The sequence below is a fragment of the Saccharothrix sp. NBAS 001 genome (assembly GCF_056640475.1).
In genome coordinates this window covers 5,712,385-5,724,464 of record NZ_CM153251.1, presented here as the reverse complement: position 1 = coordinate 5,724,464, position 12,080 = coordinate 5,712,385, and the positions used below count along the sequence as shown (strand labels likewise).

Annotated in this window: 8 protein-coding genes and 1 pseudogene; 4 read left to right on the top strand and 5 right to left on the bottom strand. The window is 70.9% G+C overall.

Annotation, left to right across the window (positions count from 1 at the left end; genetic code table 11):
* Positions 1 to 555: 555 nt before the first annotated feature.
* The 4 genes from AC0HI0_RS23960 to AC0HI0_RS23945 all read right to left on the bottom strand — a co-directional run bounded on the left by AC0HI0_RS23960 (position 556) and on the right by AC0HI0_RS23945 (position 5,332).
* Positions 556 to 2,709, bottom strand: coding sequence for a cell division protein FtsK (locus AC0HI0_RS23960; protein ID WP_480925742.1), 2,154 nt, complete (start codon positions 2,707 to 2,709; stop codon positions 556 to 558).
* Positions 2,706 to 3,680 (bottom strand): hypothetical protein, encoded by a 975-nt coding sequence (locus tag AC0HI0_RS23955; RefSeq protein WP_480925741.1) that lies wholly within the window; start codon positions 3,678 to 3,680, stop codon positions 2,706 to 2,708. Before AC0HI0_RS23955 ends, AC0HI0_RS23960 begins: the two co-directional genes overlap by 4 nt.
* Positions 3,681 to 3,882: 202 nt before the next feature.
* A complete protein-coding gene (locus tag AC0HI0_RS23950; protein WP_480925740.1) occupies positions 3,883 to 4,509 on the bottom strand; it encodes a helix-turn-helix domain-containing protein in 627 nt (208 codons plus the stop codon).
* Positions 4,510 to 4,654: 145 nt separating this feature from the next.
* On the bottom strand, positions 4,655 to 5,332 hold the full coding sequence (locus tag AC0HI0_RS23945) for an MBL fold metallo-hydrolase (protein ID WP_480925739.1): 678 nt from the start codon (positions 5,330 to 5,332) through the stop codon (positions 4,655 to 4,657).
* A gap of 127 nt (positions 5,333 to 5,459) precedes the next feature.
* On the opposite strand from AC0HI0_RS23945, the gene AC0HI0_RS23940 reads away from it, so the two are divergent.
* Positions 5,460 to 6,641, top strand: a complete 1,182-nt coding sequence (locus AC0HI0_RS23940; protein WP_480925738.1) for an acyltransferase family protein — start codon at positions 5,460 to 5,462, stop codon at positions 6,639 to 6,641.
* On the opposite strand, the pseudogene AC0HI0_RS23935 reads toward AC0HI0_RS23940, so the two are convergent.
* A pseudogene (locus AC0HI0_RS23935) lies at positions 6,614 to 7,288 on the bottom strand (maleylpyruvate isomerase N-terminal domain-containing protein); the annotation flags it as partial. The gene AC0HI0_RS23940 and the pseudogene AC0HI0_RS23935 overlap by 28 nt on opposite strands.
* A 229-nt stretch (positions 7,289 to 7,517) precedes the next feature.
* On the opposite strand from AC0HI0_RS23935, the gene uvrA reads away from it, so the two are divergent.
* The 3 genes from uvrA to AC0HI0_RS23920 all read left to right on the top strand — a co-directional run bounded on the left by uvrA (position 7,518) and on the right by AC0HI0_RS23920 (position 12,069).
* Positions 7,518 to 10,394, top strand: a complete 2,877-nt coding sequence (gene uvrA / locus AC0HI0_RS23930) for an excinuclease ABC subunit UvrA (protein ID WP_480925737.1) — start codon at positions 7,518 to 7,520, stop codon at positions 10,392 to 10,394.
* A 178-nt stretch (positions 10,395 to 10,572) separates the two neighbouring features.
* On the top strand, positions 10,573 to 11,037 hold the full coding sequence (locus AC0HI0_RS23925; RefSeq protein ID WP_480925736.1) for an SRPBCC family protein: 465 nt from the start codon (positions 10,573 to 10,575) through the stop codon (positions 11,035 to 11,037).
* A 147-nt stretch (positions 11,038 to 11,184) separates the two neighbouring features.
* Positions 11,185 to 12,069 (top strand): hypothetical protein, encoded by an 885-nt coding sequence (locus AC0HI0_RS23920; protein WP_480925735.1) that lies wholly within the window; start codon positions 11,185 to 11,187, stop codon positions 12,067 to 12,069.
* Positions 12,070 to 12,080 lie beyond the last annotated feature (11 nt).

Sequence of the window (12,080 nt, the reverse complement as noted above, 5' to 3'; positions counted from 1 at the left end):
TTGTGTGACGGTCCTGTTGCGAGCCGTGACAGTCAAAGTCGAGTGTCTCAACGATAGTGTCGAACACGAACGAAGCCTGTCGTCGACGCGCATCTCGTTGAGCACCTTGACCAGCCGCTCGAACAGCGAGGCGTGCTCAGGCGCCATGCGCACGCGTGCTCCGATGATCTCTGCCCGGAACGGCCCTGTGGCCGTACAGTCGCGCACCCGCGCCTGGGCTGCGGCGGGCGCGCGGGCACCTGGCACGAGACGAAGGTAGTCCGGCCGCGGGGAACGGGGCTTCGCCCGCCTCGATTCGCGCGGCCAGTGTCACCTCGTCCAGACCGGGTGCCAGCTGCGGCCGACGGCGCTCGGGTGGGTGTTCCAAGGAGTCGGAACACGGCTCTGAACCGGCCTGTTAGGGGTGGCGAGAAGGAAGCCGTGGTGCTCTGACCGTGGCCGGAACGCGGCTTATTCGTGCAGATCAACGGCTGTTCGCTTGGCCACAGTGAGGTCGGAACAGGGCGCAGGGGTCGGAACGGATGTTCCGACCCCTGCGCCCTGTTCCGACCTTCCTCAGCCAGCGATCATGGCCTGGACTGCAGCCAGATCCACCACGGACACCGGGTTGGGGTAGCCATCCACGCGCCGCTTGCCAGCCGAGGGCACTCCGGCTGTGCGCAGCGCCTCCCCGAGCCGCTTGGCGTCCCAGCCGATGCGCCCGGCCAGCTCCGACGTAGGCACCACGCCGTGTTCGTCGTCATTCAGCACATCGGCCAGCAGCGTCAGTACCTCGGGAAGCTCGTGCACCAGCTCGGCGTCTACCGGCTCCGGACCGGTCACGGTGGCGGTCACCTCGTCGGCCAGGCGCACGGCCACCGTCGCGTCCAGCATTGCCAGGTTGTGCTGCCCGGCCGCGTCCCCGGTGAGTGTCCCGGCTTGCTCGCGCAGCGCCCGACCGCGCTCGCACGCGGCCCGGATCGCGGCGATGTGCAGCAGGTGCATGCGCACCGTAACTGCGTCCCCGGCGGACAGCTCGGTCTCACCGTCCGCGCCCAGCAGCAGGCCGACGCCCTTGTGGCTGGTCAGCAGCTTTGAGGTGTCCAACCCGGCCTTGTAGGTGCCCGCGCCGAGGATAGTTTCCGATGCCTGGTAGGTCATGACCTTCAGCGCGAAGCGGGTGCCGAGCTGCCCGCGCAGTCCGTCCGGGATGACTTGGGCGTCGGGCTTCTGGGTGGCCAGGATGAGGGAGTAGCCGGCAGCTGGGCCGGTCTTGGCGATGTAGGTCAGCAGCTCGCAGATCCGCTGCCCGATCTTCTTGCCCTTGGGGTTGTCCTCGCCCAATGGCACGTCCAACCCGAGGAAGTTCTGGACCTCGTCGATGCCGATCACGGTCAGCGGCATCCGGTGGGCGGGGTCGCGGGTGATCTCCGGCGTCACCTTCGACTCCGGGCACAGCTCGTCGTCCATCTCCGCCAGCCGGTCGAACCGGTCGGCCAGGTCCGCCGCGCACTCCTCCAGCACGTGGATCAGGCGGCGCGCGTCGGTCTCCCGGGAGCCCCGGATGAACCGGTGCGCCACCTGCTCGAACGGACGGAAGTCCTTGCCGCCCTTGCCGTCGGCGATGACCACCCGCACGTGCGGGTCCAGCGCGGCGGCGGTGAGCGGCAGGCGGGCGACGAAGGTCTTGCCCTGGCGGGGGATCGCGCCGATCAGCAGCGAGGTCCACACCACCGGCAGGGTCACCGCCGCGCCGCGGGCCGTGGTGCCGAACGGCACCGGCCGCCACAGGTCCCACGAAGCCGCCGACGCCAGCGGGCTGGGGACCGGTTCGGCGGCGTTCGGGTCGGCATCGCCCACCCACAACGCCAGCCTGCCCGCGTGGCCGTCGTCGCCGCGCACCCGCTCCACGATCAGCCGCACCTCGTCCACCGCCAATGCCGAAGCCAGCGCCTCCCACTTGCCGATCACGTCGGACGCCTTGCGCGACGGTGGCAGGTCGAGCGTGAGTGCCCACCCGGCGCCGTCGTGGCGCGGGACCTTGACCAGCATCAGCGACTCGTCGCGGCCGATCAGCCTGGCGTCGCGGAACGCGGTCACCAGGTGGTCGCCGTTCATCAGCCACGCCAGCGACCGGGAACCGAGCTGCGTCCTCCGGCCGCCCGCGCCGTCCTTGCGCCGACCGGCGACCGCCAGGAGCACCGACACCGCGCCGCCCGCGACCAGCAGCGGCAGCGAACCGGCGGTCAGCCCGGTGATGAACCCGCCCACGATCCCGCCGACGGCCACCACCGAGATCACGCCTCGGCTGCGGCGCACAACGGCGATCTCCTGCCACTTGTCGGCCAGCCGGTCGGCGGCCTTGGACGCCTCGTAGAAGTCGGCCACCCGTACCCACACCCACCACGCGCGGGCCGACGCCGTCAGGCCGCGCCCGACGGCCGCCGGGTACCGCACCGGCACCAGCACCGCCCGGCCCGCCAGCTCCGCCCCGGCCTGGCGTGCGGACTCGGCGGTCTGCCACTGCGCGGGCAGCCGCGACACCGCCGACTCGGCCAGCCGGCGGGCACGGGAACGCTGGTGCTCGGCCTCGGTGATCAGCTCACCGTCCAGAACCGGCGCAGCCTGCACCACGCTCGTCCCCTCGGCGTCCGCCCCGCCGGCCACGGCGGCGTTCGGGAACGGGATCAGCTCGCCAGCCACGTCGTCCTTCTGCTCGGTCAGGCTCACGCCGCACCGCCGCGCAGGGCGTCGCGGACCTCACGGGCGGTGTCGGTGCCGCACCCCAGTGCCTCCCGCAGCCGGGTCGCGGACGGGTTGCCGGGCAACCGTCCGGCGGCGATCAACCGCAGGGCACGGTCCACGAGTAGGGCCATCCGGTCGTCGGTAGCCCCGTGCTGTTCCGCACCCGTCTGGGGGGCGTTTTGCCTGTACTGCGCGTCGGTAGGGCCTACTGGGACGCCGTGGTCGAGGTCCGCGAACGCCGACCAGATCACCGGCAGCACCGCCACCGCGCCGACCGCCACCAACGGGCCGATCGCGTGGGCGAGGAGTTGCATCGCGTCGAACCGCGACCACGGCACCGACACCCACGGCAAATACGGCCACACGTTGAACGTCAGCGTCACCGTCAGCGCTCCGTACTCGACCACCGCCAGGTGAGGGTGGCGCAGGGTCCGGCTGCGGGTCGCCAGGTACGCCCGTGCGCCGACTATCGCCAGCAGCACCGCCGAGATTGCTGGCTCGACCGCCCACGCGCCCCACCAAGCTGCGCCCTGCTCGGTCATCGACCGGGTCAGGGTGTGGTGTACGCCTGTGGTTGACCAACCCAGCGCGCAGACCAGCGCGGTCAGGGCAACGACGGTGAGCACCAGGCGCACCCGCGCCGCCTGCCACGCCCGTGCCGCAGGGTCCTGAGCCAGCTCGTGCAGGCGAGCGGCTTCGGCAGCGCGTTTGCGGCTGCGCCGGACCCGGTCGGTATCCAGTAGCAGTGGCGCGGTGTCGGCCTGCAACTTGAGCAGCACGTGCGCCTCATCTACTTCGGCGCGCAACTCCTGGACCCGTTTGGTGGCTGGAGGCTCGGCCGCTTGAGTTGGGTCGGGTATGGCAGGGGCATGCTCAGCGACGTACCTCTCCACTTCCGTCACGGTTCGCCGCACGTGGTCGTCATCCGGCTCGGGAATCGGCAGTGTGGCGGTCATCGCTGCACCCCGCAGTCGTCGCCGGGGCAGTCGGTGATGTGCCAGGTCCGACGCCGTGCAGCGGCCTGCCCGGACAGCAGGTTCGTCGCGTTGCGCAGTCGCTCGGCGGCAGCCCGGTCCTCCAAGCAGTCCGCTGGGGAAAGCCACCCGTTCGGGTGGAAGCCGGTGGCTGGCTCCCGGTAGGCGAGGTGAACACGCCGGCTCATCGCACACCCGCCAACCGCTGCGGCGCGCAACGCGGGCACGGAGTGGACAGGGTGCGATCCTCATCGGCCCACACCACCCGGGCACTGACCGGGTCACCTGGCCGGGCATCGCACTGGCCACATTCTGGCCACGTTGCCGAGCGCCCATCGGGCGCGCTCGGCGTAGGACGGTTTCCTGGACGGTTGAAGGACGGTTCGGGCGTCATGCTGACGCCCCGTCCGGTTGCTGTTGACGCCCCGCTCGGGCCTTGCTGACGCCCCGTGCTGGTCAGCGGGGCGTCGTCTTGACGCCTCGTCGTTGGGCCTGTGGACAACCTGGCTGACAGAACGAGGTCGTAGACCTGTGGGCGCTGGTCGGCGCGTTCGATTCGGGCATCCCGGACGCGGGTGTTGCCCTTGCGGATCAGGCCCAGTTCTTCCAGAGACCGCAGCGCACGCTGGACGGTCCGCCGGGACAGCCTGGTGTAGCCGATCATGCGTTCCACCGACGGGAACGCCTCGGACCCGTCCGGGCCTGCGTGGTTGGCTAACGCGATGAGCGTGATGGCCAGAGCGGCGGCGTCTTTGCGGTCGGTGGGGATGGGGGCGTGGTTCAGCGCCCAGTTGATCGCCTCGATGCTCACGGTTCCACCACCGGTGAGCGCGAGTTGCGGCACGATGTGCGCACGGTCGGACCTCCAGCGTCCGATCGAGGCCCCGTCGCGCTGGTGCAACAGCAAGACGGGGCCGCCTGATAGTCAGGCGGCCCCGTCCGGGAAGTGCTTCAGCTCACCAACCTCGCTCGCGCCACTCGCCGAGCTTGGGGCGTTCCACGCCTAGCGTGGAGTCGTCGCCGTGACCGGGGTAGAACCAGGTGTCGTCAGGCAGTTCGCCGAAGACCCTGGCCTCCAGGTCGTCCATCAGGCTGGTGAAGTCCTCCGGACTTGTTGTCCGTCCAGGTCCGCCGGGGAACAGCGAGTCGCCGGTGAACAGGTGGGCACGGCCGGACGGCTCGCGGTACAGCAGGGCGATCGAGCCCGGCGTGTGGCCGCGCAGGTGGATCACGGTCAGCGCCACCTGGCCCACGTGCACCGTGTCGCCGTGCTCCACGAACTGGTCCGGGGGGATCGGGAGGACGTCCGCGTCCAGGGCGTGGGCGACGGTGTTCGAGCCGTTCGCTCCCGCCACCGCCCCCAGCGCTCCCCAGTGGTCGCCGTGGCGGTGGGTGGTCACGACGGTTTTCAGGCGGGGGCGTTCCAGGCCGTGGCCGACGAGGTCCGACAGGCGGGTCGGGTCGGCGGCCGCGTCGATCAGCAGGGCCTCGTTCGTCGACCGGCACACGAGCAGGTAGGCGTTGTTGTCCATCTCGCCCACCGAGATCTTCGTGATGGTCAGTTCGTCCAGCGTGCGGCGGGTGGCCGGGCCGTTCGGCTCGACGTGGCCCGTGTAGTCCTCAAGTACGTCCACGAGGGCCGACGGTAGCCGAACCGACACCCTTCAGGGTCCCTACAGGTTGGTCCAATAGGCTTAGTAACGATCAAGCTCGGACCGACGACCTCATTTGAATACGCTCTGAACTGGGTAACACGCTCTCGTGCCAACACCTCGCCGAATCAACTGGGACGTCCTGCGCGTCCTCGCCGTGGCTGCCGTGCTGCTCCAGCACGCCACCCACGCGGGGCCGTCCGTCCACCAAGAACTCGGCCCGCCTGTGTTCACCGTCTCCCTGGAGATGGGGGCGAGCACGCTCGTCGTCATCTCGGCCTTCTTCGCCTGCGCTTCCCTGGCCAAGGGCGAACCCGGCCGCTTCCTGCGCAACCGGCTCGCGCGCCTGCTGCCGCCCTACGCCGCCGCGGCCACCCTGACCTACTTCGTGCTGACCCGCCTCGCCCCCGAGGGCTGGAGCCAACTCGAACCGCGTGACCTGGTCGTCAACGTCTTCATGCTGCAGAACTGGTTCCCCGACGCCCGCCTGGTCGACTTCTCCTACTGGACCCTCCCGGTCCAGGTGACCGGGTTCGTCGCGGGCGCGGTGCTGGCCTCCCGGGTGCGCGGCCACTCGCTGCGGGTGATGCTCTGGGTGCTCGTGGTGGGCCCGCTCGTGCTGCGGTTCTGGACCGACGACCCCGGGCTGGTCCGCACCCTCTACGACGGCCTGGGCATCCACCGCGCGCAGCTGTTCGCGGCCGGCGTCGGCATCTGGCTGTGGTCCAAGGACCGGCTCGGCACTGGGCACCTGGGGGCGCTGCTGGTGGCCGCGCTCACCGCGCAGGCGATCCACAGCGACGACCTCAAGTCCACGCTCGGGCTCGGTGTGATGCTGCTCGCCGTCGCCGCGTGCGCCAAGGGGCCGGACTGGGACGTCCGGCCGGTGCGCCTGCTGCGCCGCCCGATCAAGTGGCTGGCCGGCATCTCCTACGGCGTCTACCTGGTCCACCAGGAGATCGGCTACGTGGTGATGGCCGCCGTCGCCCGGTACGGGCCGTGGGTCGAGCTGCTCGCGTTCCTCGGGGTCGCGGTCGTGCTGGGCTGGCTGCTGACGAAGTTCGTCGAACGGCCCGCCCACCGGGCGCTGACCGCGAGTTCACGCCCGGTGCTGGTGCGGCTGGTGCTCGCCGCCCGCCTGCGCTCCGCTCAGAGCCACCTGGGCAGCTCGGGCGCGCTGCCGCTCAGCAGCGCCCCGCTCTGGCGGCCGGTGAGCCACCCCAGCGCGACCGCCGCCGACCCCTCGACCACGGTGGACGGCTCGGCCCCGGTCAACGCCCAGCTGCGTTGACGGCCGTCCGGCAGGGTCACGTCCAGCCGCACGTCGGGCACGTCGGCGCGGTCGGCGTACTGCCCGACCGCGCTGTCCACGAAGCCCTCCAGCAGGTGCTCGGGCAGGTGTTCGAAGCCCGTGCCCGCGTCCAGGTCGACCAGGTGGAACCACACCTCGCGCAGGCGCAGCCACGGCACCCGGTGCGCCAAGAACGGCCCGTTGACCGGGTGCGCGACCTCCGCCTCCCAGGCGGTCGGCGGCAGCTCCCGGGCCGCGGTGTCGAACCGCTGGCAGGCCGCGTCCAGGTCGGCGCGCAGCAGCTGCGGCAGCCGGGTCGCGCCCTCGGCGATGTCGGCGTCCCGGTCGGCCGGGCTCGGGTACATCTGGTGCTCCACCCCGGTCTTCGCCCAGGTCAGGAGGTTGACCAGGGCGTCGGCGTTGCGCGCCAGGTGGGTCACCACGTGCGCCCGGCTCCAACCGGGCAGCAGGCTGGGGCCGCGCAGCGCGGCCAGGTCGAGTTCCCCGACCGTCTCGTACAGCACCCGGGTCGCCCGTTCCACTTCGGCGAGTCCCGCCACGGCGTCCTGCACCGCGGCGGACTGCTCGCGCGGCGCGGGTACGCTCGTCTGGGCGGACCGCACCCGGGCGGCATCAGCGAAGCTCATGAGCACCTCATCCCCGACGTCTGCGGCCGAATGGCCTATCGTGCCAGCGTAGGGCTGTTCGCTACCGACCGGTAGAGCCGTTGGCGCACGATCGCGGATCCGCCCGCCCGTTTTTGTCGGTGGTCGCCTTTAGCATGGTGGCCGCCCTCCCCGACAGGCCCGCCGAGGTGGTCCAGTACGCTTTTCGAACGTCTGTTCGGGGGATGGTCGAATACCGAAGGGAACCGTTGTGGCTGACCGCCTTGTCGTTCGCGGCGCGCGCGAGCACAACCTGCGGGGGGTGGACCTCGACCTGCCGAGGGACAGCCTCATCGTGTTCACCGGGCTCTCCGGCTCGGGCAAGTCCAGCCTGGCCTTCGACACGATCTTCGCGGAGGGCCAGCGCCGCTACGTCGAGTCGCTCTCGGCCTACGCGCGCCAGTTCCTCGGCCAGATGGACAAACCGGACGTCGACTTCATCGAGGGCCTCTCGCCCGCGGTGTCCATCGACCAGAAGTCGACCAGCCGCAACCCGCGGTCCACGGTCGGCACCATCACCGAGGTCTACGACTACCTGCGCCTGCTCTACGCCCGCGCGGGCAAGGCGCACTGCCCGACCTGCGGCGAGGCCATCTCCAAGCAGACCCCGCAGCAGATCGTGGACCAGGTCCTGGCGATGAAGGCGGGCACCAAGTTCCAGGTGCTCGCGCCGGTCATCCGGGGCCGCAAGGGCGAGTACCTCGACCTGTTCTCCACGCTCCAGTCGCAGGGCTACTCGCGGGCCAAGGTCGACGGCGTGGTCCACTCGCTGGCCGAGGTGCCCAAGCTCAAGAAGCAGGAGAAGCACCACATCGCGGTCGTCATCGACCGGCTCAGCGTCAAGGCGAGTTCCAAGCAGCGGCTCACCGACTCGGTGGAGACCGCGCTGCGGCTGGCCGACGGCCTGGTCGAGCTGGAGTTCGTGGACCTGCCGGAGGACGACCCGGCCCGGGTGCGCGGCTTCTCCGAGAACCTGGCCTGCCCGAACGGCCACCCGCTGGCCATCGAGGACCTCGAACCCCGCTCCTTCTCCTTCAACTCGCCCTACGGCGCGTGCCCGACGTGCACCGGCATCGGCGTGCGCAAGGAGGTCGACCCGGAGCTGGTCGTCCCGGACGACGAGCTGTCGCTGGCCGACGGCGCGATCGCGCCCTGGGCGTCCGGCCAGACCGCCGAGTACTTCGGCCGGCTGCTGGAGGCGCTGGCGCTGGCCATCGGCTTCCGGATGGACACGCCGTGGCGGCAGCTGCCCGCGAAGGCGCAGAAGGCGGTCCTGCACGGCGTGCCCGAGCAGGTCAACGTGCGCTACCAGAACCGCTACGGCCGCGAGCGCTCCTACTACGCCAACTTCGAGGGCGTCATCCCGTTCCTCGAACGGCGGCAGGAGCAGACCGAGTCCGAGCTGATGCGGGAGAAGTACGAGGGCTACATGCGGGAGGTGCCGTGCCCGGTGTGCCAGGGCACCCGCCTCAAGCCGGAGATCCTCGCGGTCACGCTGCACCACGGGCGCAAGGGCGACAAGTCCATCGCCGAGGTGTGCGCGATGTCGGTGGCCGAGTGCTCGGAGTTCCTCGACGGCCTCAAGCTCGCCAAGCGCGAGTCGATGATCGCGGGCGCCGTGCTCAAGGAGATCCAGGCCCGGCTGCACTTCCTGCTCGACGTCGGCCTGAACTACCTGTCGCTGGACCGCGCGTCCGGCACGCTGTCCGGCGGCGAGGCGCAGCGCATCCGGCTGGCCACCCAGATCGGCTCCGGCCTGGTCGGCGTGCTCTACGTGCTCGACGAGCCGTCGATCGGCCTGCACCAGCGCGACAACCACCGGCTGATCGAGACGCTGACCAGGCTGCGCGACCTGGGCAACACGCTGATCGTCGTGGAGCACGACGAGGACACCATCCGCACGTCGGACTGGGTGGTCGACATCGGCCCCGGCGCGGGCGAGCACGGCGGCCGGGTCGTGCACAGCGGCCCGTACCAGGAGCTGCTGGCCAACAAGGACTCGATCACCGGCGCCTACCTGTCCGGCCGCCAGCAGATCCCGATGCCCGCGACCCGCCGCAAGGTCGACAAGAAGCGCCAGCTCACGGTGGTGGGCGCGCGCGAGCACAACCTGCGCGGCATCGACGTGTCGTTCCCGCTGGGCTGCCTGGTCTCGGTGACCGGCGTGTCCGGGTCCGGCAAGTCGACGCTGGTCAACGACATCCTGGCGACGGTCCTGGCGAACAAGCTCAACGGCGCGCGCCAGGTGCCCGGCCGGCACACCCGGATCAAGGGCCTGGAGCAGGTCGACAAGCTGGTGCAGGTCGACCAGTCGCCGATCGGCCGCACGCCGCGCTCGAACCCGGCGACCTACACCGGCGTGTTCGACCACATCCGCAAGCTGTTCGCGGCGACCACCGAGGCGAAGGTGCGCGGCTACCAGCCGGGCCGGTTCTCGTTCAACGTCAAGGGCGGGCGCTGCGAGGCGTGCGCGGGCGACGGCACCATCAAGATCGAGATGAACTTCCTGCCGGACGTCTACGTCCCGTGCGAGGTGTGCAAGGGCGCCCGGTACAACCGGGAGACCCTGGAGGTGCACTACAAGGGCAAGACCATCTCCGAGGTGCTGGACATGCCGATCGAGGAGGCCGCGGGCTTCTTCGAACCGATCAACGCGATCCACCGGCACCTGCGGACGCTGGTCGACGTCGGCCTGGGCTACGTCCGGCTGGGCCAGCCCGCGCCGACCTTGTCCGGCGGCGAGGCGCAGCGGGTGAAGCTGGCGTCGGAGTTGCAGAAGCGCTCGACCGGCAAGACGGTCTACATCCTCGACGAGCCGACCACGGGCCTGCACTTCGAGGACATCCGCAAGCTGCTCGGCGTGATCAACGGCCTGGTGGACAAGGGCAACACGGTGATCGTGATCGAGCACAACCTGGACGTCATCAAGACCTCCGACTGGGTGGTCGACATGGGTCCGGAGGGCGGTTCCGGCGGCGGCACGGTGATCGCCGAGGGCACGCCGGAGGACGTCGCGGACGAGGCGGAGAGCTACACCGGCCAGTTCCTGCGCGAGGTCGTGGGCACGGCCGAGGCCGCCGCGGGCTGATCGGCGTGGGCACGCCGAGCGCCCGGCCCGGCGGGTTCCGACCCGCCGGGCCGGGGCGCGCTCGCGGTGGCGGCCCGCGGCGAACCCGAAGCGGGCAGGAGTGCCACACCACCCGGGATCCGAGTATCGCCCGAATGGCGCATTGGTGGGCTGTTCGGGCTGGACGACCATCTCGACCATGGCGTTGAACTCGTACCGCTTCCGCAGCGTCTGGCTGGTCGACTCCCCGCCCGGCGAGACCTTCGACGTGCTGGCGGACCTGGCCAGTTACCCGCAGTGGTGGCCGGAGGTGCGCGAGGCGCGGCAGGTCGCGGACCAGGCGGCCGAGCTGCGCTGCCGCTCGCTGCTGCCCTACGACCTCGTCTTCGAGACCTGGCACAACACCAACGACCCGGGGTCGGGGCTGCTGCGCGCCGACCTGGTGGGCGACCTGGAGGGCACGGCGAGCTGGCGGGTCGGGCCGGACGGCGCGGGCACCCGGCTGGTCTACGAGCAGGAGGTGGAGGTGCGCAAGGCGCTCCTGCGCCGGATCGCGTTGATCAGCCGCCCGCTGCTCAAGGCCAACCACGAGTTGATGATGCGCCACGGCCGGCGCGGGCTGCGCGCGTACCTCGCCGGCTTCCGGGCGGCCCGCCGGGGGTAGCGCGGGCGAGTCGGCCGGGGGACCGGCGCGGGAACCGGCGCGGAAAAATCTTCGGATCGGGGTGAACCGCCTCGGGGCGGCGTCCGTGTTGGTGGCAAGTCGGTTGCCGCAGCGGATGCGAGCGATCACCCCCCAAGGAGGTTTGCCATGACCCGCACTCGTGCGCTCGTTTTCGGGGCCGTCGCCCTCGCCGGTGTCGCGCTGCTCGGTGCGTGCGGCCAGGCCGCCGAGTCGGGTGCGCCGCGGGCCGTCGCCCAGGAAGCCGTTGTGCCGCAGGTGGAAGAGGTCCAGAAGGTGGCCGGTGACGCGGCCGTGCTGGCGACCGCCGTGGTGCCGCAGCTGGGCACGGTGCTGACCGACGGCAAGGGTTTGACGCTGTACCGGTTCGACAAGGACACCGCCAACCCGTCGGCGTCCGCCTGCAACGGCGAGTGCGCCGAGAAGTGGCCGCCCGTGGTGGCTCCGGCGGCCGATTTCGAGGTGCAGGGCGTCGACAAGTCGCTGGTGTCCACCGTGGACCGCAAGGACGGCGCGAAGCAGGTCACCGTGGCGGGCTGGCCGGTCTACCGCTTCGCGCAGGACGCGGCCCCCGGCGACGCCAAGGGCCAGGGCGTGGGCGGCACGTGGTTCGCCGCCGCGCCGGACGGCAAGAAGGCCGTGCGGGCGTCCGCCGGACTGGCCCTGACCACCGCGTCGGTCGGCGACCTGGGCACCGTGCTGACCGACAAGGAAGGCATGACGCTCTACCGCTTCGACAAGGACTCCACGAACCCGTCGGTGTCCAACTGCAACGGCGACTGCGCCGTGAAGTGGCCGCCGCTGCTGGTGGCGTCGGAGAACTTCGAGGTGCAGGGCGTCGACAAGTCCCTGGTCGGCACGGTGGTCCGGGCGGACGGTCAGAAGCAGGTCACCGTCGCCGGTTGGCCGCTGTACCTGTTCGCCGAGGACGAGCTGTGCGGCGAGGCCAAGGGCCAGGGCGTGGGCGGCGTGTGGTTCGCGGCCAAGCCGGACGGCAAGAAGGCCGGCGTGTAGACCACCTGAAT